Origin of the sequence: Streptomyces sp. NPDC005784 (assembly GCF_042871525.1) — a bacterium.
Classification (GTDB): Bacteria; Actinomycetota; Actinomycetes; order Streptomycetales; family Streptomycetaceae; genus Streptomyces.
Genome location: NZ_JBIAIQ010000002.1, coordinates 393,724 through 417,298 on the forward strand (window position 1 = coordinate 393,724; position 23,575 = coordinate 417,298).

Annotated in this window: 22 protein-coding genes and 1 pseudogene; 10 read left to right on the forward strand and 13 right to left on the reverse strand. The window is 71.7% G+C overall.

The annotated features are described in order from the left end of the window. Positions 1–40: 40 nt before the first annotated feature. The gene (locus tag ACFYR3_RS04640) at positions 41–628 is read right to left on the reverse strand and encodes a TetR/AcrR family transcriptional regulator (protein ID WP_355851684.1); all 588 of its coding nucleotides are present in this window, start codon (positions 626–628) and stop codon (positions 41–43) included. Then, positions 625–2,139, reverse strand: coding sequence for a 3-hydroxyacyl-CoA dehydrogenase (locus ACFYR3_RS04645; protein WP_389281464.1), 1,515 nt, complete (start codon positions 2,137–2,139; stop codon positions 625–627). The genes ACFYR3_RS04640 and ACFYR3_RS04645 overlap by 4 nt, the downstream gene beginning before the upstream one ends. 148 nt (positions 2,140–2,287) lie before the next feature. On the opposite strand from ACFYR3_RS04645, the gene paaN reads away from it, so the two are divergent. Next, positions 2,288–4,000: a phenylacetic acid degradation protein PaaN gene (gene paaN, locus ACFYR3_RS04650; protein ID WP_356785124.1), complete on the forward strand. Its 1,713-nt coding sequence runs from the start codon at positions 2,288–2,290 to the stop codon at positions 3,998–4,000. Positions 4,001–4,004: 4 nt separating this feature from the next. On the opposite strand, the gene ACFYR3_RS04655 is transcribed toward paaN, so the two are convergent. Genes ACFYR3_RS04655 through ACFYR3_RS04665 form a run of 3 tightly spaced genes read right to left on the reverse strand, consistent with a single transcriptional unit; the run spans position 4,005 to position 7,086 of the window. Further along, positions 4,005–4,754, reverse strand: a complete 750-nt coding sequence (locus tag ACFYR3_RS04655; protein WP_355851675.1) for an RNA methyltransferase — start codon at positions 4,752–4,754, stop codon at positions 4,005–4,007. After that, on the reverse strand, positions 4,751–5,983 hold the full coding sequence (locus tag ACFYR3_RS04660) for an HTTM domain-containing protein (protein ID WP_355851672.1): 1,233 nt from the start codon (positions 5,981–5,983) through the stop codon (positions 4,751–4,753). The genes ACFYR3_RS04655 and ACFYR3_RS04660 overlap by 4 nt, the downstream gene beginning before the upstream one ends. Then, entirely contained in the window at positions 5,980–7,086 is a 1,107-nt protein-coding gene (locus ACFYR3_RS04665) for a DUF5819 family protein (protein ID WP_355851669.1), read from the reverse strand. Before ACFYR3_RS04665 ends, ACFYR3_RS04660 begins: the two co-directional genes overlap by 4 nt. Positions 7,087–7,348: 262 nt before the next feature. On the opposite strand from ACFYR3_RS04665, the gene paaA reads away from it, so the two are divergent. The 6 genes from paaA to ACFYR3_RS04695 all read left to right on the forward strand — a co-directional run bounded on the left by paaA (position 7,349) and on the right by ACFYR3_RS04695 (position 12,322). Further along, the gene (paaA, locus tag ACFYR3_RS04670) at positions 7,349–8,389 is read left to right on the forward strand and encodes a 1,2-phenylacetyl-CoA epoxidase subunit PaaA (protein ID WP_389281468.1); all 1,041 of its coding nucleotides are present in this window, start codon (positions 7,349–7,351) and stop codon (positions 8,387–8,389) included. Continuing rightward, the gene (gene paaB / locus ACFYR3_RS04675; RefSeq protein ID WP_164372737.1) at positions 8,386–8,673 is read left to right on the forward strand and encodes a 1,2-phenylacetyl-CoA epoxidase subunit PaaB; all 288 of its coding nucleotides are present in this window, start codon (positions 8,386–8,388) and stop codon (positions 8,671–8,673) included. Before paaA ends, paaB begins: the two co-directional genes overlap by 4 nt. Further along, positions 8,670–9,389, forward strand: a complete 720-nt coding sequence (gene paaC, locus ACFYR3_RS04680; RefSeq protein WP_355851662.1) for a 1,2-phenylacetyl-CoA epoxidase subunit PaaC — start codon at positions 8,670–8,672, stop codon at positions 9,387–9,389. Before paaB ends, paaC begins: the two co-directional genes overlap by 4 nt. Continuing rightward, positions 9,383–9,916: a 1,2-phenylacetyl-CoA epoxidase subunit PaaD gene (gene paaD, locus ACFYR3_RS04685; protein ID WP_389281470.1), complete on the forward strand. Its 534-nt coding sequence runs from the start codon at positions 9,383–9,385 to the stop codon at positions 9,914–9,916. The genes paaC and paaD overlap by 7 nt, the downstream gene beginning before the upstream one ends. Further along, positions 9,916–10,980: a 2Fe-2S iron-sulfur cluster-binding protein gene (locus ACFYR3_RS04690; RefSeq protein WP_355851656.1), complete on the forward strand. Its 1,065-nt coding sequence runs from the start codon at positions 9,916–9,918 to the stop codon at positions 10,978–10,980. The genes paaD and ACFYR3_RS04690 overlap by 1 nt, the downstream gene beginning before the upstream one ends. A gap of 208 nt (positions 10,981–11,188) precedes the next feature. Further along, positions 11,189–12,322, forward strand: a complete 1,134-nt coding sequence (locus ACFYR3_RS04695) for an acyl-CoA dehydrogenase family protein (RefSeq protein ID WP_389281472.1) — start codon at positions 11,189–11,191, stop codon at positions 12,320–12,322. Between the two features lie 13 nt (positions 12,323–12,335). On the opposite strand, the gene ACFYR3_RS04700 is transcribed toward ACFYR3_RS04695, so the two are convergent. The 4 genes from ACFYR3_RS04700 to ACFYR3_RS04715 form a co-directional block, all read right to left on the reverse strand. Continuing rightward, positions 12,336–12,683: a rhodanese-like domain-containing protein gene (locus ACFYR3_RS04700; protein WP_355851650.1), complete on the reverse strand. Its 348-nt coding sequence runs from the start codon at positions 12,681–12,683 to the stop codon at positions 12,336–12,338. A gap of 36 nt (positions 12,684–12,719) precedes the next feature. Beyond that, a complete protein-coding gene (locus ACFYR3_RS04705; protein ID WP_389281474.1) occupies positions 12,720–13,742 on the reverse strand; it encodes a hypothetical protein in 1,023 nt (340 codons plus the stop codon). A gap of 197 nt (positions 13,743–13,939) precedes the next feature. Next, a complete protein-coding gene (locus ACFYR3_RS04710) occupies positions 13,940–15,505 on the reverse strand; it encodes a DUF2252 domain-containing protein (protein WP_355851644.1) in 1,566 nt (521 codons plus the stop codon). 197 nt (positions 15,506–15,702) lie between these two features. Beyond that, entirely contained in the window at positions 15,703–16,071 is a 369-nt protein-coding gene (locus ACFYR3_RS04715; protein WP_355851641.1) for a helix-turn-helix domain-containing protein, read from the reverse strand. A 297-nt stretch (positions 16,072–16,368) separates the two neighbouring features. Between ACFYR3_RS04715 and ACFYR3_RS04720 the strand changes: the two genes are divergently transcribed. Continuing rightward, a complete protein-coding gene (locus tag ACFYR3_RS04720) occupies positions 16,369–17,022 on the forward strand; it encodes an NAD(P)H-dependent oxidoreductase (protein WP_355851638.1) in 654 nt (217 codons plus the stop codon). Between the two features lie 737 nt (positions 17,023–17,759). Here ACFYR3_RS04720 and ACFYR3_RS04725 read toward each other — a convergent pair. From ACFYR3_RS04725 to ACFYR3_RS04735, 3 genes are read right to left on the reverse strand one after another with little or no spacing between them, the layout of a single operon-like run. Then, complete coding sequence (locus ACFYR3_RS04725; RefSeq protein WP_355851635.1) at positions 17,760–18,605, reverse strand: phosphatase PAP2 family protein; 846 nt, start codon at positions 18,603–18,605, stop codon at positions 17,760–17,762. Continuing rightward, positions 18,602–19,426 (reverse strand): polyphosphate polymerase domain-containing protein, encoded by an 825-nt coding sequence (locus ACFYR3_RS04730; RefSeq protein ID WP_389281477.1) that lies wholly within the window; start codon positions 19,424–19,426, stop codon positions 18,602–18,604. Before ACFYR3_RS04730 ends, ACFYR3_RS04725 begins: the two co-directional genes overlap by 4 nt. Beyond that, a complete protein-coding gene (locus tag ACFYR3_RS04735; RefSeq protein ID WP_355851629.1) occupies positions 19,423–20,115 on the reverse strand; it encodes a DUF4956 domain-containing protein in 693 nt (230 codons plus the stop codon). The genes ACFYR3_RS04730 and ACFYR3_RS04735 overlap by 4 nt, the downstream gene beginning before the upstream one ends. Before the next feature lie 212 nt (positions 20,116–20,327). On the opposite strand from ACFYR3_RS04735, the gene ACFYR3_RS04740 reads away from it, so the two are divergent. Beyond that, entirely contained in the window at positions 20,328–20,999 is a 672-nt protein-coding gene (locus ACFYR3_RS04740) for a response regulator transcription factor (protein ID WP_355851626.1), read from the forward strand. Beyond that, on the forward strand, positions 20,996–22,381 hold the full coding sequence (locus ACFYR3_RS04745; RefSeq protein ID WP_355851623.1) for an ATP-binding protein: 1,386 nt from the start codon (positions 20,996–20,998) through the stop codon (positions 22,379–22,381). The genes ACFYR3_RS04740 and ACFYR3_RS04745 overlap by 4 nt, the downstream gene beginning before the upstream one ends. Positions 22,382–22,386: 5 nt before the next feature. Here ACFYR3_RS04745 and ACFYR3_RS04750 read toward each other — a convergent pair. Beyond that, positions 22,387–23,527 (reverse strand): annotated as a pseudogene (locus ACFYR3_RS04750) (MFS transporter). Positions 23,528–23,575: the final 48 nt, after the last annotated feature.

Sequence of the window (23,575 nt, forward strand, 5' to 3'; positions counted from 1 at the left end):
CTCCTGCCCGAACCCGGGGCTGCCCGACTCGTGGGCCCCACTACTCCCGCCGGAGCCCTCCGAAGACCAGCACCACCACGGCGTCGGCCACTTCCCGCGCGCCCATGCCCCGCGCGTCGGGGCGGTACCACTCCACGAGCGAGTTGATCATTCCGAAGACCAGCCGGGTCGCGAGCCGGACCTCCACGTCACCGCGTACGTCTCCGTCGGCGGCAGCGGCCTTCAGGAGCTCGGCGACCCTGTGGTCGAAGTCGCGGCGCCGCTCCAGGGCCCACCGCTCGGTGCCCGTGTTGCCGCGCACCCGAAGCAGCAGCGTCACGTAGGGCAGCTCGGACGTGAGCACCTCGACCATGCGCCGCACGACGTACTCCAGGCGCTCCACGGCACGCCCCACGCGCGCGTGCTCCTCGTCGAGGATCTCGAAGAGGCCGTCCAGCGCCCGGCTCACCGCGCGCCGCAGCAGCTCCTCCTTGCCCGCCACATGGTGGTAGATCGACGACTTGGAGATGCCGGCCGCCTTGGAGAGGTGCTCCATGGAGGTGCCGTCGTAGCCGCGTTCGTTGAAGACCTGGACGGCGACGGACAGCAGCGTCTCGGGGGTGTACGTGTCCCGCTTGGCGGTGGTCACTGGGTGCCCTCCCGCTTCTCGTTGGCGTACGCGTGGCGGTAGAGCGCCAGCGACGGGGCGTAGCGCCCGGAGGGGTCGCGAACGTGCAGTTCGTCCAGGACGTCGTAGGACCAGTTGGTGCCGAGCCTGCGGCTCCACTCGAAGGGGCCCAGGGGGTAGTTGACGCCGAGGCGCATCGCGGTGTCGATGTCCTCCTCGGTGGCCACGCCCTTGGCGACCGCGTCGTGCGCGAGGTCGACGATCCGGGCCACCGTGCGGGCGACGATCATGCCGGGGCAGTCCCCGATGACGCTGACGTCCTTGCCCAGGGCCTGGAAGAGGCCGATGGCCTCGGAGAGGGTCTGGGGAGCGGTGTCCTGGGACGCCGACAGGGCGATCCGGGTGGCCTTGCGGTAGTCCAGCGCGAGGTCGAAGTAGACGACGTCGCGGAACTCGACCGAGGTCTGGCCGTCGGCTAGGACCAGCTGGCCGCCGCTCGGCAGCACCAGGCGGGTGCCGTGGTCCTCCTCGTCCTCCCGGACCTGGATGCCCGCCTCGCGGATCAGGCCGAGGACGTCGGCGGCGGGGCCGAGGTCGCCCTCGGCGACGACATAGGCGGGCGGCTGCGCCTTCTCCGCGGTGTGCGGTTCGGACCGCTCGGCGTCGTCCCCGTAGTCGTACCAGCCGTGCCCCGCCTTGCGTCCGAGCCGGCCCGACTCGACGAGCCGTCGCTGGGCGAGCGAGGGCGTGAAGCGCACGTCCTGGAAGAAGGACTGCCACACGGAGTGCGTGACGGACTCGTTGACGTCCTGGCCGATCAGGTCCGTGAGCTCGAAGGCGCCCATCCGGAAACCGCCGGACTCGCGCAGGACCGCGTCGATGGTGGCGGGGTCGGCGGCCTGGGACTCGTGGACCGCGAAGGCCTCGGCGTAGAAGGGCCGCGCGATGCGGTTGACGATGAAACCGGGTGTGTCCGCGCAGGCGACGGGCGTCTTGCCCCAGGCCCTGGCCGTCTCGTACGCGCGCGTGGCCGAGGTGACGTCGGTCGCGAACCCGGAGACGACCTCCACGAGAGGCAGCAGCGGCGCCGGGTTGAAGAAGTGCAGTCCGACGAGGCGGCCCGGGTTGCGCAGGGCGCCACCGATGGCCGTGACGGACAGCGAGGAGGTGTTGGTGGCGAGCAGGCAGTCGTCCCCGACGATGTCTTCGAGATCGCTGAACAGCCGCTGCTTGACGTCGAGTTGTTCGAGTACCGCCTCGACGACGAGCGCACAGTCCGCGAGGTCGGTGAGGCTCTCGGCCGGCCGGAGCCGGGCGCGCGTGGCATCCCGGTCGGCGCCGGTGAGCCGGTCCTTCGCGACGAGCCGGTCGAGACGGGCGCCGATCGCTTCGGCCGCCGCCGCGGCACGCCCGGGAGCCGCGTCGTAGAGCCGCACGGGGTGGCCCGCCACCAGCGCGACCTGGGCGATGCCCTGGCCCATGGTGCCGGTGCCGACGACTGCCACGGGGCTGCTGAGGTCGAGTGCTGTCATGTGCGCGATCCTCCCGCACGCCGTTTTCCACAGATGCGGCGGACCCCCTTGTCCCGACCGATCGTTCGGTTACTCTAACTCTGACTGTCCATTCCTGCCCAGCTCGCGAGCTCGACGAGGAGCTCTTGAGACAAGGAGTTGGTCCTTGATGGCCGCCGAACTCACCGCGCACCAGCTGATCGCCCAGCACCGGCCCACCCTGGATCAGGCGCTGGAAGTGATCCGCACGCGCGCGTACTGGTCCCCGCATCCCGAGCATCCCAAGGCGTACGGCGAGAACGGCAGCCTGGGCATGGCCGAGGGCAAAGCCGCCTTCGACGCCCTCCTGGGCACCCGCCTCGACCTGGACCAGCCCGGCACGGACGACTGGGTCGGCGGCGAGGTGTCGCCGTACGGCATCGAGCTGGGCGTCACGTACCCGCACGCGGACATCGACGCCCTGCTGCCCGCCATGCGCGCGGGACAGCGCGCCTGGCGCGACGCGGGAGCGGAGATCCGCGCCGTGGTCTGTCTGGAGATCCTCAAGCGGATCAGCGACCGCACCCACGAGTTCGCGCACGCGGTCATGCACACCAGCGGCCAGGCCTTCATGATGGCGTTCCAGGCGGGCGGCCCGCACGCACAGGACCGCGGCCTGGAAGCGGTGGCGTACGCGTACGTGGAGCAGGTCCGCACGCCCGACACCGCGGAGTGGAGCAAGCCCCAGGGCAAGCGCGACCCGCTCGCGCTGACGAAGCAGTTCACGCCCGTCCCGCGCGGCATCGCGCTGATGATCGGCTGCAACACCTTCCCGACCTGGAACGGCTATCCGGGCCTGTTCGCCTCCCTGGCCACCGGCAACGCGGTCCTGGTGAAGCCCCACCCGCGCGCGGTGCTGCCGCTCGCGCTGACCGTGCAGGTCGCACGCGAGGTGCTCGCCGAGGCGGGCTTCGACCCGAACCTGGTGGCGCTGGCCGCCGAGCGTCCCGGCGAGGGCATCGCGAAGACGCTGGCCACCCGCCCCGAGATCCGGATCATCGACTACACCGGCTCCACCGCCTTCGGCGACTGGCTGGAGACCAACGCCCGCCAGGCGCAGGTCTACACGGAGAAGGCCGGCGTCAACACGGTGATCGTGGAGTCGACCGGTGACTACAAGGGGATGCTGTCCAACCTGGCGTTCTCCCTGTCGCTCTACAGCGGCCAGATGTGCACCACCCCGCAGAACCTGCTGATCCCCCGCGACGGCATCTCCACGGACGAGGGCAACAAGTCCTACGACGAGGTGGTCGCCGACCTCGCGAAGTCGGTCGGCGGACTCCTCGGCGACGACGCCCGCGCGAACGCGCTGCTCGGCGCCATCGTGAACCCGGACGTGAAGGCCCGTCTGGAGGCAGCCGCCGGACTCGGCGAAGTGGCCCTGCCCTCACGGCAGATCGACAACCCGGAGTTCCCGGGCGCCGTCGTACGCTCGCCCGTCATCGTGAAGCTCGACGGCGCGCGCAAGTACTGGGAGACCGCCGAGAACGCCGACGAGGCCGCCTACATGAGCGAGTGCTTCGGGCCGGTCTCCTTCGCCGTCGCGGTCGACTCGGCGGCGGACGCGGTGGAGCTGCTGCGGCGCACCATCAGGGACAAGGGCGCGATGACCGTCGGCGCGTACACCACGGACGAGGCGTTCGAGAGCGAGGTGCGGGAGGCCTGCCTGGAGGAGTGCGCCCAGCTCTCGCTGAACCTCACGGGCGGGGTCTACGTCAACCAGACGGCCGCGTTCTCGGACTTCCACGGCTCGGGCGGCAACGGCGCGGCCAACGCGGCGCTGTGCGACGGGGCGTTCGTGGCGAACCGCTTCCGGGTGGTCGAGGTGCGCCGGGAGGCGTGAGCCCCTACGCCGGTGCGCCCCCGGTGGCGCTCCAGTGGAACAGCGTCATGGCCACACTGGTCGCGAGGTTGTAGCTGGAGACCTGGGGGCGCATCGGCAGGGACACCAAGTGGTCGGCCCGGGCCCGTAGTTCGGCGGACAGACCACTGCGTTCCGAGCCGAAGGCGAGCAGCGCGTCGTCGGGGAGCTTCGACCCGCGGATGTCCTCGCCCTCCGGGTCGAGCGCGAACACCGGGCCCGGCGGCAGTTCGTCCACCGTCAGGCGCTCCACGGCGGTCGCGAAGTGCAGTCCGGCCCCACCGCGGACGACCGTGGGGTGCCAGGGGTCGAGCGTGCCCGTCGTGACCACCCCGGTCGCGCCGAAGCCCGCGGCGAGTCGGATCACGGCGCCCGCGTTGCCCAGGTTGCGCGGATTGTCGAGGACGACCACCGGCGCGGTGCGGGGCGTGCGGGCCAGCGTCTCCAGGTTGGCGGCGCGGGAGGGACGTACGGCGAGAGCGGCCACCGAGGTGGGGTGCGGACGCGGCACGAGGGCCGTGAAAGTCGCCTCCGGGACCTCGGTCAGGAGCTCGCCGAGAACGGCTCGTACGTCGGGAGCGAGTTCGTCGGCCAGGTCGAGGACCGCCCGCCGGTCGGTCGTGACGGCGACCGGGACACGCGCCCCGAAGCGCACCGCGTGCTTGAGGGCGTGGAAGCCGTCGAGCAGGACGGAGTCGTCGGAGAGCTTGCGCCAGGCACGAACCGGGTCGTTCATGCGGTGAAGCCTACGTGCGTGTGCTCGGGCTCCTGCGGAACGCCCGGCTCGGGCTCCCGGGGCCTCGGGAGCGCCCGGCCGCGGCCGGGAATCAGCCCGGCACGCGCGCGTGCCACCCGTCCGCCCAGGCGCCGCAGGAAGGACGTGGGCAGGAACACGGCGTCCGCGGCGATCATCGCGAGCGAGAAGAACGGCAGCCCGAGGAGCACGGCGATCACGGCGTGCTCGGTCATCATGGCCGCCAGCAGGACGTTCTTGACCCGCCGGTTGAACAGGGTGAACGGGAAGGCGACCTGTACGGCGACCGTCCCGTACGTCACCAGCATCACGATCGTGCCGTGCGCGGACAGCTGGTCGGACAGGGCCGGCCACGGCGAGAAGGACTCGAGGTGGAGCGGGTAGTAGACGGCGGTGCCGTCCTGCCAGCGGGAACCCTGGATCTTGTACCAGCCGGCCGTCGCGTAGATCAGGCAGGCCTCGGCCATGATGATCATCAGGGCCGCGTTGTGCACGAGGTTGGCGACGACGTCCAGCAGGACGCGCGGCTCCGCGGCGCGGGCGACCCGGCCGACCGTCCACCACAGGCCCTGCACCGCCCACAGCCCCCACAGGACCGTGAGCCAGCCGCCCGCGACGCCTCCGTCGATCCGTCCCGCGCCGGTCGCCACCGCCAGGACGACCCCGAGACCCGCCCACAGCGCGGGGCCCCCTCGGTCGGGCCCGGTCCGCTCGCCACGCGCGCGAGCCTCCCGGGCGAGGCGTTCCCGCCGCGCGTCGAGGGACCACACCCGGCCGCAGCGGGTGAACACGAGGTAGATCGCCATCAGGTGGAGGACGTTGTCCCCGCCGTCCCCGATGAAGACGCTGCGGTTCTGCAGGGACAGCACGCCGATCATGAAGAGCACCGACATCGCGCGGGTCCGCCGGCCCACCAGCAGCAGGGCACTGGAGAGGACGGCGAGGGCGTAGACGATCTCGAACCACACCTGGCTGTCGGACCACATCAGGACCGTGAAGGCGTGGTTGCTCGCGATGAGCTGCTGGGCGAGGTCCCAGCTCCACGGTGCGTCGGGCCCGTACAGCTCCTGCCGGTGGGGGTACTCGCGCAGCAGGAACAGCAGCCAGGTGGCGGCGAAGCCGATACGGATCACGGCGCTCTGGTACGGGCCGAGGGCGGACTCGGTGACCCGGGCGATGCCGCGCGCGATCGTCGGAGCGAATCGGTTCACCGGGCGCTCGCCTCCGTCAGCCCGTCCGCGCGGTCGCTCTCGGGAACGGCCCACCAGGGCAGCTCACGGACGACGGGCCGGTCGGACACCTTCTCGTCGCTCCACGCGGGAGGCCGCACGTCGGTGGTGAGGGAGCGGAACTGGACGCGTTCGATGACGGCGCCCTCGCCGCCGGCGTGCTCACGGTCGAGCCGCAGCACGCCGACGCGTCGCAGATAGCGCTCCGAGAGGTCGCCGCGCAGGCCCACGGGCCGGTTCTCGCCGTCGTGCGTGCCGACGTAGAAGTCCCAGGCGCGGCGCAGCTCGTTCTGCTGGGTGTGACTCGGCAGCGGATTCCCGTCGATGGCGAGTCCGTCGAGCGCTGACAGGTCGTACCAGCCGGTCTCGCGACCGGTGCCGTCCGCGGCGCGGACCAGAGCACGGACCTGCACCGCGATGTCCTGCTGCAACGGGTTGGGGGCGAAGAGCTTCCAGTTCTGCTCGAACTCGGGGTAGATCCACTCGTCGATCGCCTGACCGTGCTGCCTGGTCACCGTGTTCGACGGCGCGACGTGCAGGAACACCATGCCGAGGTGAACACAGGAGACGACGGCCACGACGGCCAGGGCGAGGGCGGCGGCGATCTGATACCGAAGAGAGAGAGCGGCCAGGCCCGCAGGGGCCTCGGCCCCCTCTTCGGACCCCGCCCACGGGACCGCCCCGGGCTTGGTCTCGTCGAAGTCAGCGGGTGCAACCAGTCGGGGTTCGCCCCTCTCAGGCTCCGCGGAAACGACCGGCCCGGGTTCGGCCTCATCGGACTGCGCAGAAGCGACCGTCTCGAGCACGGCCTCCTGGGACTCCGGCTCCACAGGCGCGACCGCCTCGATCTCGATCCGCTCCGACTCCGGAGGAACAACCGCCTCGGTCCTCGAAGCGTCGGCCGCCGGATTGCCGGGCGCAGGCTCGTCGCGGGCCGGATCTCCGGCCGTCGGATCGCCGGGGGACGACGTACCACCGATGACCTCGTCAGGCGCGGCGCTCTCGGACGCGGTCCCGCCGGGAGCGGCCCCCTCGGGGGCGCCCGGACCCGGCTCCGGCTCAGAGCCCTCGTCGTTCGCGTCCATCCCGCCCCGATTCACGATCCCGAATCCGACTGTCGGCCGCCGGACTGCGGGCACCGTACCGCCGCGTCGCACCACACCACGACGTTCGCAAGCGAACCGTACTCAGACCCGACCATCCGGCACAGCCCCATGTGTCACAACGACCACGCCAACGCGCACGAGGTTATCCACAGCGGTTGACACCATACGGCGCTCGACCGACCATTGATGCGAGCGGACCGAACGATCGGTCGGTCGGGAGTGAGAGGTCGAGGGGGACCGCATGGCGACAGCATCAGCGCACCACACGGCCCGCACACAGGCGGACGAAGCCGCCGACGAAGCGGTGCGCACAGCGGCATACGAGGCCGTCTTCGACGCCGCGGTGGCGGCCGACGAACGCATCGAGCCCCGTGACTGGATGCCCGACGCCTACCGTTCCACCCTGGTCCGCCAGATCGCGCAGCACGCCCACTCCGAGATCATCGGCATGCAGCCGGAGGCCAACTGGATCACGCGCGCGCCCTCCCTGCGCCGCAAGGCGATCCTGATGGCGAAGGTCCAGGACGAGGCCGGACACGGGCTGTATCTGTACAGCGCGGCCGAGACCCTCGGCGTCGGCCGCGACGAACTGCTGGACAAGCTGCATTCCGGCCGCCAGAAGTACTCGTCGATCTTCAACTACCCGACGCTGACGTGGGCGGACGTCGGCGCCATCGGCTGGCTCGTCGACGGCGCCGCGATCACCAACCAGGTCCCCCTGTGCCGCTGCTCCTACGGTCCCTACGCGCGCGCGATGGTCCGCGTGTGCAAGGAGGAGTCCTTCCACCAGCGCCAGGGGTACGAGCTGCTACTGGCCCTGAGCCGGGGCACCGCCGAGCAGCACGCGATGGCGCAGGACGCGGTCGACCGCTGGTGGTGGCCCTCCCTGATGATGTTCGGCCCGCCCGACGACGAGTCCTCGCACTCCGCCCAGTCGATGGCGTGGAAGATCAAGCGCCATTCGAACGACGAGCTGCGCCAGCGCTTCGTCGACATAGCCGTACCCCAGGCCGAGTCCCTCGGTCTGACCCTGCCCGACCCCGACCTGGTGTGGAACGAGGAGCGGGGACACCACGACTTCGGCACGATCGACTGGACGGAGTTCTGGGAGGTCCTCAAGGGCAACGGCCCCTGCAACGAACAGCGGATCACCCAGCGCCGGCGCGCCCACGAGGAGGGCGCTTGGGTACGGGAGGCGGCCGCGGCGTACGCGGACAAGCACACGAGCGGGACCGGCGGCTCCGCGAGCACGACCGGTGAGACAGGAGCGACCCGAGCATGACGAACACCGACTGGCCGCTGTGGGAGGTCTTCGTGCGCTCGCGCCGCGGGCTCTCGCACACCCACGCCGGCAGCCTGCACGCGCCGGACGCCGAGCTGGCGCTGCGCAACGCCCGCGACCTGTACACCCGCCGCGGCGAAGGCGTCTCGATCTGGGTCGTCCCGTCCGCCGCCGTCACGGCCTCCTCGCCCGACGAGAAGGACCCGTTCTTCGAGCCGTCCGCCGACAAGCCGTACCGGCACCCGACGTTCTACGAGATCCCGGAAGGGGTGAAGCACCTGTGACTCTCACCGTGAACACCGCGGCGGCCCTGGCCCTCGGCGACGACGCCCTGGTGCTCTCGCACCGCCTGGGGGAGTGGGCCGGCCACGGACCCGTCCTCGAAGAGGAAGTCGCCCTGGCCAACATCGCGCTGGACCTGCTCGGCCAGGCCCGGGTCCTACTCTCCATGGCCGGTGACGAGGACGAGTTGGCGTATCTCCGCGAGGAGCGCGCCTTCCGCAATCTCCAGCTCGTCGAGCAGCCGAACGGCGACTTCGCGCACACCATCGCCCGCCAGCTCTACTTCGCCACCTACCAGCGGCTTCTCTACTCGCAACTGGCAGCCGGGGAGAGCGAGTTCGCCCCCCTCGCCGCGAAGGCCGTCAAGGAAGTCGCCTACCACCAGGACCACGCCGAGCAGTGGACGCTGCGCCTCGGCGACGGCACGGACGCCAGCCATGAGCGGATGAGCCGGGCCTGCGAGGCGCTGTGGCGCTTCACCGGAGAGATGTTCCAGCCGATCCAGGGCATCGACGTCGACTGGGAAGGAATGCGGGCCGCCTGGACGGAGTCCGTGGGAGCCACCCTGCGCCGTGCCACGCTGTCGGTCCCCGAGGGACCGCAGTCCGGGGCATGGGCGGCGGGCGCCGGACGCCAGGGTCTGCACACCGAGTCCTTCGGACGGATGCTCGCCGAGATGCAGCACCTGCACCGCAGCCACCCGGGGGCGTCATGGTGAAAACGACCGCCCTCGAGGAGGAGCTGCGCAGACTGGCCGGCTCCGTGCTCGACCCCGAGCTGCCCGTCGTCACCCTGGACGAGCTCGGCGTGCTGCGCGCCGTGCATGTCCGCGGCGCGGACTCCGTCGAGGTCGAGCTGACCCCGACCTACACCGGCTGTCCGGCCGTCGAGGCCATGTCCATGGACATCGAGCGGGTACTGCACGAGCACGGCATACGCGATGTGTCCGTGCGCACGGTACTCAGTCCCGCCTGGTCGACGGACGACATCTCGGACGAAGGCCGCCGCAAACTGCGGGAGTTCGGAATAGCGCCGCCACGCGGCGGCCGTCCCGCGGGCCCGGTGACGCTCGGCCTGGGGCCGACCCGGACGGCCAACGCCGAACCGGAACTGGAGCCCGTCCGCTGCCCGTCCTGCGGATCGGCCGACACCGAATTGCTCAGCCGCTTCTCCTCCACCGCGTGCAAGGCGCTGCGCCGCTGCCTGTCCTGCCGCGAACCGTTCGACCACTTCAAGGAGTTGTGATGGCCCGCTTCCACCCGCTCCCGGTGGCCGCGGTCGACCGGATCACCGACGACTCCGTGGCCCTGACCCTCGCGGTACCCGCGGAGCTGCGCGAGGACTACCGGCATGCCGCCGGCCAGCATCTGGCACTGCGCCGCACGGTCGACGGCACCGAGATACGCCGCACGTACTCCATCTGCTCACCGGCACCCGCCCCCGACGGCGAGGGGCCGCGCACCCTGCGGGTCGGAGTGCGCCTGGTCGACGGCGGTGCGTTCTCGACGTACGCGCTCAAGGAGATCGCCGTCGGCGACGAGGTGGAGGTGATGGTTCCGGCCGGACGCTTCACCCTGGAGCCCTCGGCCGGCCTGTACGCGGCGGTGGTGGGTGGCAGCGGGATCACCCCGGTGCTGTCGATCGTCTCGACGCTGCTGGCGCGAGAGCCGGACGCGAGGTTCTGCCTGATACGCAGCGACCGTACGTCGGCCTCGACGATGTTCCTGGAGGAGGTCGCCGACCTCAAGGACCGCTATCCGCAGCGGTTCCAGCTGGTGACGGTCCTCTCCCGGGAGGAGCAGCAGGCCGGGCTGCCGTCCGGGAGGCTCGACCAGGAGCGGCTGGCCGGGCTGCTTCCGGCTCTGCTGCCCGTGGACCGGGTGGCGGGCTGGTTCCTGTGCGGGCCCATGGGGCTCGTACAGGGGGCCGAGCGGGCACTGCGCGGGCTCGGGGTGTCCCGGACCCGGATCCACGAGGAGATCTTCCACGTGGACGCCGGCATCACGACCGCCTCCGCCGTACCGGCCCCCGCGCACAGCACGGTGACCGCACGGCTCGACGGACGCGGCGGCACCTGGCCCGTCCAGGACGGCGAGTCGCTGCTCGACGCGGTGCTGCGCAACCGTCCGGACGCGCCCTACGCCTGCAAGGGCGGCGTGTGCGGCACCTGCCGGGCGTTCCTTGTCTCGGGCGAGGTGCGGATGGACCGCAACTTCGCGCTGGAGCCGGAGGAGACGGAGGCCGGGTACGTACTGGCCTGCCAGTCCCACCCGGCCACGGAAAAGGTGGAGCTGGACTTCGACCGCTGAGCCCGGCGGACACGCCTCGACCACCGAGCCCGGCGGGCACCCTCCAACGGCCGAGCCCTGCCGGCAGGACATCGCCCGCCGAGCCCGGTTGACAGGTGACCGATCGTCGGCCGTTCCCTTCTCGTAGAACCTGTTCTATCTTGACGCACCGTCAGATCAGGCGTTCCGTCTGGTCGTTGGTCCGGCGCGTGTGCGGGAGGACGGGATCGTGGACTTCACCTTCACCGAGGAGCAGCAGGCGGCGGTCGAGGCGGCGAAGGCGGTGTTCGCCGGGGTCTCCCCTGACACGGTGCCCAGTCCCGCGCTCACCGCGGGCGCCGTCGCCGAGGACTTCGACCGGGCCCTGTGGGCAAAGCTCGCCGACGCGGACCTGCTGAGCCTGCTGCTCGACGAGGAGTCCGGCGGGTCGGGCCTCGACGCGGTCGCGCTGTGTCTCGTGCTGCGGGAGTCGGCGAAGGTGCTGGCGCGGGTGCCGTTGCTGGAGAACAGCGCGGCGACCGCCGCCGTACAGCGCTACGGCGGCAAGGAGTTGAGGGCGGAGCTGTCGGCGCCGGCCGGCCGGGGTGAGCTCGTGCTGACCGTCGCCGCCAACGGCAGGACCGGTCACGACCCGGCCGAACTCGCCGTGACCGCACGGCAGGACGGTGCGGGGTGGGTGCTGGACGGAGTGCAGACGGCCGTCCCCTGGGCCTGCAACGCCGACTTCATCGTCGTGCCCGCGCACACGGACGCCGACCGGACCGTCCTCGCTCTGGTTCCACGCGACCACGAAGGGGCCGTACTCGCCGAGCAGATCTCCACGACCGGTGAACGGCTCGGCGAACTGCGGCTGGAGTCCGCCCGGATCGCCTCCCGGGCTGTCATCGACGCGCAGGGGGCGTGGGAGTGGCTGCGTGACCTGCTGGCCACCGGCACATGCGCGCTGGCGCTCGGGCTCGGCGAGGAAGTCCTCCGGATGACGAGCGCGTACACGAGCAAGCGGGAGCAGTTCGGGTTCCCGGTCGCCACGTTCCAGGCGGTCGCCGTGCAGGCCGCCGACCGCTATATCGACCTGCGGGCGATGGAGGCGACGCTCTGGCAGGCCGCATGGCGGATCGGCACGGGAGCCGGGGGTGCGCTCCCGGCCTGCGGTGACGTGGCCGTAGCCAAGATCTGGGCGTCCGAGGGAGTACGCCGGGTCGTGCAGACCGCCCAGCATCTGCACGGAGGGTTCGGCGCCGACACCGAGTACGCGCTGCACCGCTACCACGCCTGGGCCAAGCACCTGGAACTGTCATTCGGCCCGGCGTCGGCACACGAAGAAGCCCTGGGCGATCTGCTGGCGGCGCACCCCCTGGGGTGAGAGGGACCGGCGGCTACAGCACGAAGCCGGGCTCGCCCTTGTCGTTCACGACCGGGCGGCCCGCGGCCTCCCAGGTCTGCATGCCGCCTTCGACATTCGCGGCGTCGATGCCCTGCTGGACCAGGTACATCGTGACCTGGGCCGAACGGCCACCGGAGCGGCAGATCACATTGACGCGGCCGTCCTGCGGGGCGGCCTCGGTCAACTCGCCGTACCGGGCGACGAAGTCGCTCATGGGGATGTGCAGCGCCCCCTGGGCGTGACCTGCCTCCCACTCGTCGTCCTCCCGGACGTCCAGCAGGAAGTCGTCGACCGCGAGATTGTCGACCCCGACCGTGGGCACACCAGCTCCGAAACTCATGCCTCCGACGCTACCCGACCGCGCCGGCGGGGAAGCTCAGGGAGCCTGGGCGATCAGTTCGGCCAGCTCGTGCTCGCGCTCGCCGACCTGCGTCAGCAGCTGTTCGGCGATCTCCTCCAGAAGACGGTCCGGGTCTTCCGGAGCCATCTTGAGCATGGCGCCGATGGCGCTCTCCTCCAGTTCGCGGGCGACGAAGGTGAGCATCTCCTTGCGCTGCGAGAGCCATTCGAGACGGGCGTAGAGCTCCTCGCTGCGGCTCGGCTTCCACTCTTCGGGCGCGGGGCCTGCGGCCCACTCCTGGGCCAGTTCCCGCAGCAACGCCTCGTCGCCCCTGGCGTAGGCGGTGTTCACGCGGGCGATGAACTCGTCGCGCCGCTTGCGCTCGCCCTCGTCCTGCGCCAGGTCGGGGTGCGCCTTGCGGACCAGCTCACGGAAGAGCTTGCGGGCCTCCTCGCTGGGGCGCACACGCTGCGGGGGCCGCACGGGCTGGTCCGTGAGCATCGCCACAGCCTCGGGGAACAGTCCCTCCGAGTCCATCCAGCCGTGGAACAGCTCCTCGACACCGGGCATGGGCATGACCCGCGCCCGTGCCTCGTGCGCCTTGAATATGTCTTCCGGGTCGCCGGTGCGCGCGGCACGCGCCTCGGCGATCTGGGCCTCAAGCTCGTCGAGGCGCGAGTACATCGGACCGAGCTTCTGGTGATGCAGCCGCGAGAAGTTGTCGACCTCGACGCGGAAGGTCTCCACGGCGATCTCGAACTCGATCAACGCCTGCTCGGCCGCTCGCACGGCCCGCTCGAGCCGCGCCTCGGGCCGGGCATCCTCACTCTGAGCCGGGCTCCGGCCCTCGCCGTCGGCCTCGCTCCGAGCCTCGGTGCGGGCCTCGCTCCCGGCGGCATCCCGGGCGCCGGAGGGGGCGTCCGCGCCCTCCGCCTCCGTGATGCGGCCGTCGTCGCCGGGGGAGGCTTGGGGCGTCCCACCCTCCGGGGCACCGGAGTGTTCCCGGCCCCCCTCGAAGGCGGGCTCGGACTGGCTCTGATCGGCTTCCGGGGTCGTCACCCGACCAGCGTAGGCCACACTCCCCCGCGACTCACTGCCTTCCCCGCCTCTACAGCCACCTGACCGGCCACAACGACCCCAAAGACCCCAACCACCCCGATCATCCCGACCACCGGAACCGGTGCCGACAACGGCATCGGCACCGGTGGACCGCCCCGTCCGGAGGGGCGGACCGGACGCCCCCGTTCACACCCCCGTCACACCCCCGCTTCAGAAGCGATCCGTCCGCTTCGGACCGCCGCCACCAGGGCCGCGTGGTCCGCCTCCGTGCGGTCCGCGTAGGCAACGGCGAAGGAGGCGATGGCCTCGTCCAGCTCCTCGTTCTTGCCGCAGTACCCGGCGATGAGGCGCGGGTCTGCGCTGTGGCTGTGGGCGCGGGCCAGCAGGGCGCCGGTCATGCGGCCGTAGTCGTCGATGTGGTCGGCGGCCAGGGCTGCGGGGTCGACGCTGCCCTTGCGGTTGCGGAACTGGCGCACCTGGTAGGGGAGACCGTCGACCGAGGTCCAGCCGAGAAGGATGTCGCTGACGACCTGCATGCGCTTCTGGCCGAGGACGACACGGCGGCCCTCGTGAGCCACCTCGGGCATCGGATGGCCGGCCGTCGCGAGGTGCGGGAGCAACACCGAGGCGCGGGCCTCCTTGACCTGGAGGACGAGGGCCTCGCCGCGATGGTCCAGGAGCAGTACGACGTACGAGCGGGTGCCGACACTGCCGGTGCCGACCACCCGGAAGGCGACGTCGTGCACCGCGTAGCGGGCGAGCAGGGGGAGGCGGTCCTCGGAGAGCGTCGTCAGATAGTGGTCCAGGGACGCCGCGACCGCGGCCGCCTCCTCGTCGGGAACGCGGCGCAGCACGGGCGCCGCGTCCACGAACCGGCGGCCACCGCCCTCGACTGCCTCCGTCGACCTGGCGGCGAACCGCCCGCTGGTGTTGGCCCGCGCCTTCTCGGAGACCCGCTCCAGAGTGCCGAGCAGGTCGTGGGCGTCCGTGTGCGAGACGAGTTCCTCGTCGGCGATGGCGTTCCACGCGTCCAGCACCGGCAGCTTGGCCAGCAGGCGCATCGTGCGGCGGTACGCGCCCACGGTGTCGCGCGCTGCGGCCCGACAGGTGTCCTCGTCCGCTCCGGCCTCCCGGCCCGCGAGCACGAGCGAGGTGACGAGCCGCTTGAGGTCCCATTCCCAGGGGCCGTACACCGTCTCGTCGAAGTCGTTCAGATCGATGACCAGGCCGCCGCGCGCGTCCCCGTACAGACCGAAGTTCGCCGCGTGCGCGTCACCGCAGATCTGGGCACTGATGCCGGTCATCGGGGTGCGGGCGAGGTCGTACGCCATGAGGCCCGCGGAACCGCGCAGGAACGCGAAGGGCGTGGCCGCCATCCTGCCGACCCGTATCGGCGTGAGCTCGGAGAGCCGACCCCGGTTGGACTCCTCGACCGCGGTCACGGCGTCCGGCCGGTCGGCGTCCACGAGGAACTCGGCGTGCACCGTCCGCGACACCCGCCCGCGCAGGGCCTTCCCCTCCTCCTTGGGCGAGCCCTTCACCGGCCAGGCGGCGAACCCCGCGACAGCGAACCCCCGGGCCCCGAACGCCCCGGCCGCCGGCCGGGCCTCGGACGAAGGACGCCCGTCGGAGTCCGACGCGGACCCCGCCCCGGGCCGCCGGTCACCGCGGTCCTGCCGCTCCGGACCGGCCTGTTCGATCAGCCCGGCCTGCCCCGTCGGCGCCGTCTGTCGCTCCGTACCCGCTGTACCGACCTCGGCCATCACGACCGCCTCCCCCGCACACGAACATCAACTCGTGCTGACCGTACAGCCGGTCGGGAAAACTCGTCAGACCCTGTGGACAACTCCACGGGCCCACGGGGAAGAAGCCGCGATCACACCCGCTCACGCGGCCCGACCGGGCGCCGGTGCGACACCCTCGCGAACGGCTCGAGCGAGTCGGGTCACGCCCCGGGCCGCTACCGCAGCCGCCCCGGACAAGGTGCGCTCTCCGGCAGATACCTCTCCGCCCAGGAACCCAGCTCCTTGAGGGCCGGTTCCAGAGCCGCGCCCGCCTCCGTCAGACGGTACGAAACCCGCAGCGGGGGACCCTCATTGACCTCGCGCACGACCAGGCCGGCCGCGCCGAGTTCGGTGAGCCGGTCCGAAAGCATCCGCTCGCTGATCCCCGGGATCGCCCGGCGCAGATCGGCGAAGTGGACGGGGTGCTGCATCAGAACCGTGACGACGAGACCCGTCCAGCGCTTTCCGAGCAGCGTGAAGACACGGGTCATGCCGTCGTCGACCTTCTGACACGGCCCCGCGTCGTGGCTGCCCGGTTCTGCCATGGGCCCAGGGTACTGCGTCCTCACAAGGGGATGAAAAAAAGTAAGTAGCTGTGTTATTTCTAGTTAGGAACGAAAGAGAAGCCCTTCGGGGTGACTCGACTCCCTTCGACAGCCCTGCCCTGGATCCGGTTCAACGACCGCGCCCCGGGCCCGCCCCAGGAGCCCGCAAGGACGGACTCCACCCCAAGAGTCCGCACGGACCCCCGCCCGCAGCCCTATTCGGCCCCGACCCCGGTCCCAACCTCAGTCCCGGTCCCGGCCCACCGCCCTACACATCCCGTTTGTCTGGAGATCCCCATGGCCACCCTCCTCCACATCGACTCGTCCGTCTTCCCGGACGGCGCCTCCACCTCGCGTGCCGTCACGGACGCCTTCCGCACGGCCTGGGAGGAGCAGCACCCCGACGGCACGGTCATCTACCGCGACCTGGCCGCGCACCCTGTGCCGCACATCACGGCCGACGCCCACACCGCCGGTTTCGCCGCCCCGGACACGCACACCCCCGGGCAGGCCGAGGCCTTCGCCTCACGGCTGAAGCTCATCGAGGAGCTGGAGAACGCGGACGCGATCCTGATCGGCGCCCCCATGTACAACTTCACCATCCCCTCGACCCTCAAGGCATGGCTCGACAACGTCGTCCTCATGGGGCGCACCGCCATGGCCGAGGACTCGAAGCTCAAGGGCACCCCGGTCACCGTCGTCGCCAGCCGCGGCGGCTCGTACGCGCCGGGCACTCCGCGCGAGGGCTTCGAGTACGTCCAGAACTACCTGGAGGCCGTGCTGCGCGACGCGCTCGCCCTCGACCTCGACTTCATCGTTCCGGAGCTCACCATGGCCCCGCACAACCCGGCGATGGCCGAGCTGGTCCCGCTCTTCGAAGCGTCCCGGAGCAAGGCCCTCGAAGACGCGGCCGCTCAGGCCAAGAAGGTCGCGGAGCGCCTCGCCGCCTGACCACGGCACCCGACGACCGCCGCCGTTCCGCCCACCGGAGACGGCACAGCGGCACAGAGCCCCGCAGGACCGGACACCTCAACCCTGCGGGGCTCCCCCCTTCACCGGCTCCGCTTCACCGGGACGCCGGTTCACCAGCCGCCGCCCGGGCAATTCCCCGGCACCACGTGAGAGCATCGTCACACTTCACAGCGGCTCCGAGCCCTCCGCGTCGCGCGGCACTCCCCGTCGCGGGACCTCGCACGAGAACTCGGGAGCAGCACCGGAAGCACCCGGACAACGTGAAAGCCCCTCAGGTCGAAGACCTGAGGGGCTTTCAGCTGGTGGGGAACCGACGAAATTCTCTGGCCAGGGAAAGTTCAGCGCCTTCGAAGATCGAATCCCGCGATCACTAAGATCTTTTCCCACTCACCAAGTAAGAGGGCCCCTGGGAGCCGCTCCGTCGCCAGCGCTCGGCAAACACGACGAGACGGGTGCGGAACCGGACGTGCGTGGCCGCCTCCGGCTATACCTGAACGAAGCCCGGGACGGCGGGTTCCTCGTCAGGCGTGTGCTGGGCTTGAGGTTTGGAAGGGGGCTCAACGCATAGGGCACGTCTCGGGCCGCAGCGCCGGGCTTTCTCTGGGCCACCCTTGAAACTTCATCGAAGCGACGTGTGCTCCGCAGCCGAGGCTGCGTCGGTCGCCGCTGCCCGAATCCGCGACCGACAGAAGGGTGGCCTGGGGGCGACCACGCCGTCAGTTCCCCTTGATGGACAGCTCGTAGTCGCCGATGAGGTCGCCGAGCAGCGTGCCGGCGAGGATGTCGCTCGGGACATGGCCCGCCATGTAGACGCGGGAGTACACGACCTCGTCCTGCATCCACCGGTAGTCCTCGGTGCGGTGCGGGGCGAAAGCGCTGAGCAGGGTGACAGCGGCGGCGGAGCGGGCGGCGTGGCGGGAGGGGTAGGAGTACGGGCCCTTGGCCCCGGGGGTGATGTGCTTGTCGGGGCGCAGGCTCGGGTCGAGGACGAAGGGGGCGGGCTGCTTGTCCCGCGCGGCAAGCTGGTCGCTGATGGTCTTGGCCAGTTTCAGGGCGGACTTGAGCCGGGCCTTCTCGTCCGTGCCCTTGGCGGCGGGAACGAGTTCACGCTGGTCGTGCTGGTAGAGCTTCCAGATGTCCTGCTTGCCGTAGAGCTCCAGCCAGGTGGCGGCCTTCTTCCCGGCGGCGGTGCGGGTCTTGGCGAGGTCCTGGACCTTGTGGAGTTCGGCGGTGCGGGCCGTGGCCGTGGGCGGGGCCGGAATCTGCTGGGCGGCCCAGGCGGCGAATGCTTTGTCGTCCTGTGTCGTCCCGTGCTGGTTCTTCCACTGGGCGAAGAGGGTGTCCGCCTGCGTGCGCTGGGCGGCGACCCTTCGGCCGAGGGGAGCGACGGCCGCGTCGGTGAAGAGTGTGGGCGGCGGGTTCTGCCCGATGAGGGCGGTCGCCCCGGGGCTGCCGGTGACGACGGCGGCGAGCTGGGGGCGGAGCAGGCCGACGGAGGCCACCGCGACGGCGATGACCGCGATCACGGCGTACGGCCACCTGATGCTGCGCAGGACGCTCATGCGGCGTGGGTCCCTTCGAGGAGCAGGCCCGACGTGAGGTGCGGGCCGGTGTGGAAGCAGGTGCGGGCGAGGCGACGTATGTCGTTGTCGGGGAGGCCCGGGGTCAACAGGGCCTGGCCGACCAGGTACTTGCTGATGGAGACCGGCCGGACGCCGAGGGCGAGCAGCATCCGGTCGGCGGGGGCCGGGCGGGCGCCGCCCTTGGTCTCGACGAGGACGAAGTCTGGGTCGAGGGCGGCAGAGCGGTCACCGTGGTGGCACGTGAGGACGCCGTCGAGGGTGATGCGGGTGCCGTGGTCGAGGTCGGCGAGGGCGGCGCGGAGGTAGCGGATCTCGGTGGTGGCGACGAGGTCCGCGGCGCGGACGGGGATCGAGGATCCGGCGAGGACCCTGTCCAGGAACTCTGCTGCCTGCTGACTGAGCGTGCCGTACTCCGCTGCCGGGGCCCCGAGCGCGTGCTTGACCGTCGCGCCGCGGCCGTCCTTGGTCTTGACCTCCACCCGGCACAGCCCGTCCTCCGCGTACAGCCGGGTGCGTACCTTCCAGCGGCGGCGCCGCCCCTGGACGTGCGCGTGCCAGGCACCGAGCTGAGGCGTGTCGAAGTAGGTGCTGTGGTAGGTGGTCGTACGGCGTCCGTCGAGGTCCAGGATTCGGTGGCTGTCGGCCAGTTGCCCGACCAGACGGCGGGCGAGGTCGAGGGTGACCAGGTACTTGCGGTCGGTGCGGTGCTGCAGGGCCGCGGCCGCGTCGACCTCGGTGAGGGTCGCGCCGCGGGGCATGGAAAGGCCGAGCGCGAGAGCGAAGGAGGCCTCTGGGGTCACAGCGCCCGCCCGGCTCCCGCGGCCACCGGCACGTCGGGTTCCCCGACCGCGGAGATCTCGGTGGCCTGTGCGGGTCCGCCCGGCTCGACGGGGAAACGGGCCACGACCCGGGTCGTCTCGCGTACGTAGTCGACCTCGTCGACCTCCACCGCGAGGGGCACCCGGCCGAAACGGGCCGCGACATCCATAAGGATGTCGGCCTGGTCGGCGTAGGTCCGGTCGAGGGTGAGCTTGACCACGCGGGTCGGGTTGTAGGTCCGCGGGTCGTCGACCACCAGAACGGCCACCAGTACGAGGACGTCGAGCGAGATGGCGAGCCAGCTCGCGCGTTGCGGCAGTCCGTTGCACAGCGCGATGACCAGCGCGGCGAAGGTGTAGGCCACGTCCCGCAGGGTGAACGCCGCGCTGCGCAGCCGGACGAGGGAGAGGATGCCGAACAGGCCGAAGCCGACCCCGGTCGGGAACTTGCCCGCGCTGATCGCGCTCATCGCCACGAACAGGCCGATGTTCAGGGCGGTCAGGACGAGCGGCATCTCCTGCGCGCTGCGGCGGCGCCGGTAGAGCCAGCCGACCAGGATCAGCAGGGCTATGACGTCGAGGGCGCCTCGCGTGATCAGGTCCATGGGGGCGATGTGACCCGTGACCCCCTTGGCGGCGAGCACCGATGCCACCGTGTGCGGCGCGTGCATGGCAGTTCCTTCCGTGCGGTGCGTCAAGCGGCGGACCTGTCCCGGCCCGCGAAGCACCGCGGCGCGAGGAACGCTAGAGATGGCGCATGAACAGACCATGAAGGCTTCCGAGCGTCCGGCGCCCGGTGCCCGAAACGGGACGGCCTCCGCTCGTCGTGGGGTGATCTCGCTCCGGGCAGGGTGTGGTCCCGCGCCCGGTTAGCCTGGCCGGCATGCACTGCCTGGTCGTCGACGACGAGACCCGCCTGACCGATCTGGTCGTCCGCTACCTCAGCGAGTCCGGCCATACCGCCGAGGGCCGCTACGACGGCCCCTCCGGCCTCGCCGCCGCCCGCGACCCCCGCCTCGACGCGGTGGTCCTGGACGTCATGCTCCCGGGCATGGACGGCGTGGAAGTGTGCCGCTCCCTGCGCGACGAGGGCATCGATGTCCCGGTGATCCTGGTCACCGCCCGCGGCGACGTGAGCGAGCGGGTCGCCGGGCTCGACGCGGGCGCCGACGACTATGTGGTCAAGCCGTTCGCGATGGAGGAGCTGCTGGCCCGGCTCCGCGCGATATCGCGGCGCCGCCCCGACCCGGCGGGCCGCCTGCGGGCCGACGATCTCGTCCTCGACCCGGAACAGCAGCGGGCATGGCGCGGCGACAGCGAGCTCGACCTGTCACGGCGGGAGTTCGACGTCCTGCGGGTGCTCATGGAGAACGCCGGCCGGGTCGTCTCACGCCTCCAGCTCCTCGACGAGGTCTGGGACGGCGAGACCGACCTGCGCAGCAACGCCATCGACGTCCATGTCTCCAAGGTCCGGGCCAAGGTCGACCGTGCCTTCGGCCGTGCCACGATCACCACCTTGCGCGGCCGGGGCTACCGCCTGGAGACCACCCCGTGACACGGCCGCCCGGACCACTTCTCCCACGGTTCCAGCGGTTGCCCGTCGTCGGCCGGCTGGTGCTCGCCGTCGCCCTCGCCATGGCACTCGTCCTCACCGGCGCCGCCGGCCTGGTCTACTGGCGCGTCGAGACGGCCCTGGACGGCCAGCTCGACGAGGACCTCGCCGCCTACCAGCAGACCCTCGACCGGGCGGTCCGCGGCGGCCAGGAGCTGCCGGCCGGCCCGAACGGCAGCCTGCGCCAGGTCCTCGACACGGACGGCCGGGTGGTGCGCTCCAGCGCCTCGGTCCGCGACCAGCGACTGCTCACGCCGGCCGAACGAGAGGCCGCCGCCCACGGTGCCGTCGTCCGGCGCGACATAGGCGCCCTGCTGCCCATCACCGACGGCACCCTGCGGCTGCGCGCCCAGCGCGTCACCGCCGACGGACAGCCGCTCATCGTGATCGCGGCCGTCCAGCGCGGCCACCGCGACGAGGCACTGCGCGAGCTCCTCGCCCAGCTCGCCCTCGCCTCGGGGCTCACGCTGCTGGCCGCCTCCTACGTCGGCTACCGCACCGCCCGCGCCGCGCTGCGCCCCGTGGAGCGCTACCGCGTGGGTGCCGCGGCCCTCGCCGACGGCGCCGACGCGTCGCCGGGCCTGCGGCTGGAAGTGCCGACCGACCGGGACGACGAGATCACCCGGCTCGGGCACACCCTCAACCGTATGCTCGGCCGGCTGGCCGCCTCCGCCGCCCGCGAGCACCAGTTCATCGCGGACGCCAGCCATGAACTGCGCACGCCGCTCACCCTGATGCGCGCCGAACTCGACGTCGCCCTGCACCGGCCGCGCACCGCCGAGGAGCTGACCGAGACCCTGCGTTCCGTCGACGCCGAGGCCCGTCGCCTGGTCACCCTCGCCAACGCCCTTCTCGACCTCGAACAACTCGGCAGCGGCGAACGCATCCAACGCGTCCCGACCGCCCTCGACAGCCTCCTCGACGACGTCTGCGCGCAGTACCGTACGGCCGCGGAACGCGACGGCCGCACCCTGACCGCCGTGTACGACCCCGCCACGGTGCGGGTCGACTCCCGTTGGCTGGAACCGGCCGTTGGCACCCTCCTGGACAACGCCCTGCGGCACGGCCGCGGTGCCATCGTGGTGCGCGCCGAAGTGCACGACGGTCGGCTGACCTTGTCGGTCTCCGACGAAGGTTCCGGTTTTCCGCCGGACTTCCTGCCGCGGGCCTTCGACCGTTTCAGCCGCGCCGAGGCGAGCCGCACCACGCCCGGCGCGGGACTGGGCCTGGCGCTCGTGACCGCGGTCGCGGCCTCGCACGACGGAACGGCCCGCGCCGAGAACGGTCCACCGGGCGCCACGGTGACGCTCGACGTGGCCTGCTGAGCAGGTCAGCGCGATGTACGCGGCCGGGCGGCCCGGCGCACGAGACCGGCCGCGGGAGCGAGGACGAGGAGCAGGGCCAGGGTCGCGTAACCGTGGTCGAGGGTGGTGAACGTGGCGACGCCGGCGACGAGCAACGGGCCGCCCGCGTCGCCGAGTTCGCGGCCGAGCTCGGCCGCTCCCATGGTCTGGCCGAGCCGCTCGGCGGGAGTCGAGGCGGCCAGCGCCGCGAAGCCGAGCGGAGTGATCAGGCCGGTCCCGATGCCGATCAGGGCCGCGGCGGACAGCACGCCCGGCACACCCGGCAGGGTCGCGCAGCCCAGGCCGGCGGCGGTGAGCAGCAGCCCCGCCGTGATGCCGCCGCGCGCGGTGAGGCGCCCGGCGTCCAGGGCGCGTCCGGCCCGGGGCTGAACGACGGCGGCAGGCCGCGAGCACCGACACCGCCGCACCGGTGGCGACCGAACCCAGGCCCGCCGCCCGGCCGGAGACGGGCAGGAAGCCCACGCCGACGGAGAGGGCGGCGGTCGCGGCGGCCAGCGCCGCCGTGGGACGGAGGAAGTCAGGACGGACGAGGCGCCTGGCCAGGTCCAGCACCGTCTGTCGAGCCTTCGGCAGTGGCGCCACGACGGGAACGGCCAGCGCCGCCCATACGGCGACGGTCGCGCCGAGCACCGCCAGGACCCCGAACAGCAGCCGCAGCCCGTCGGCCCACACGAGCACCCCGCCGAGCAGCGGGCCGAGGGTGTAACCGACGGACTTGTAGAAGCCGTAGCTGCCGAAGGCCCTGCCGTGCTTCGCCGCTGGGTTCAGCCGGGCGACCAGCGCGGAGGCCGAGGGCGAGAAGGCGGACGCGGCGGCGCCCTGACCGAGGCGCGCCGCCCACAGCAGGCCGGGGCTGTCCGCCAGCACGTACACCGCGGACGCGGCGGCGAACGCGACGAGCCCGCCGAGCAGGACCGGGCGGGCCCCGACCCGGTCCGCGAGCGTGCCGAAGACCGGCTTGAGCACTACCTCGGCGCCGTCGTAGAGGGCGAGCAGACCGCCGAGCGCCATCAGCGAGGTCACCGTGCTCCCGTGGCCGCCGAGGTTCGCGGCGATGCCGTGAGCGCCGAACGCGGTGGTGAACCCGGCCGCGTACAACGGCCACATCTGCCGGGCCGGAGGCACCTGGCTGACGGGGGTTACGGGCGTTTCGGT

Bases quoted from the DNA above. Each gene is read 5' to 3' on its own strand.
- ACFYR3_RS04645 (WP_389281464.1), bottom strand. From the start codon at position 2,139: ATGACAGCACTCGACCTCAGCAGCCCCGTGGCAGTCGTCGGCACCGGC.
- paaN (WP_356785124.1), top strand. From the start codon at position 2,288: ATGGCCGCCGAACTCACCGCGCACCAGCTGATCGCCCAGCACCGGCCC.
- ACFYR3_RS04655 (WP_355851675.1), bottom strand. From the start codon at position 4,754: ATGAACGACCCGGTTCGTGCCTGGCGCAAGCTCTCCGACGACTCCGTC.
- ACFYR3_RS04665 (WP_355851669.1), bottom strand. From the start codon at position 7,086: ATGGACGCGAACGACGAGGGCTCTGAGCCGGAGCCGGGTCCGGGCGCC.
- paaA (WP_389281468.1), top strand. From the start codon at position 7,349: ATGGCGACAGCATCAGCGCACCACACGGCCCGCACACAGGCGGACGAA.
- paaB (WP_164372737.1), top strand. From the start codon at position 8,386: ATGACGAACACCGACTGGCCGCTGTGGGAGGTCTTCGTGCGCTCGCGC.
- paaD (WP_389281470.1), top strand. From the start codon at position 9,383: ATGGTGAAAACGACCGCCCTCGAGGAGGAGCTGCGCAGACTGGCCGGC.
- ACFYR3_RS04690 (WP_355851656.1), top strand. From the start codon at position 9,916: ATGGCCCGCTTCCACCCGCTCCCGGTGGCCGCGGTCGACCGGATCACC.
- ACFYR3_RS04700 (WP_355851650.1), bottom strand. From the start codon at position 12,683: ATGAGTTTCGGAGCTGGTGTGCCCACGGTCGGGGTCGACAATCTCGCG.
- ACFYR3_RS04710 (WP_355851644.1), bottom strand. From the start codon at position 15,505: ATGGCCGAGGTCGGTACAGCGGGTACGGAGCGACAGACGGCGCCGACG.
- ACFYR3_RS04715 (WP_355851641.1), bottom strand. From the start codon at position 16,071: ATGGCAGAACCGGGCAGCCACGACGCGGGGCCGTGTCAGAAGGTCGAC.
- ACFYR3_RS04720 (WP_355851638.1), top strand. From the start codon at position 16,369: ATGGCCACCCTCCTCCACATCGACTCGTCCGTCTTCCCGGACGGCGCC.
- ACFYR3_RS04725 (WP_355851635.1), bottom strand. From the start codon at position 18,605: ATGAGCGTCCTGCGCAGCATCAGGTGGCCGTACGCCGTGATCGCGGTC.
- ACFYR3_RS04735 (WP_355851629.1), bottom strand. From the start codon at position 20,115: ATGCACGCGCCGCACACGGTGGCATCGGTGCTCGCCGCCAAGGGGGTC.
- ACFYR3_RS04740 (WP_355851626.1), top strand. From the start codon at position 20,328: ATGCACTGCCTGGTCGTCGACGACGAGACCCGCCTGACCGATCTGGTC.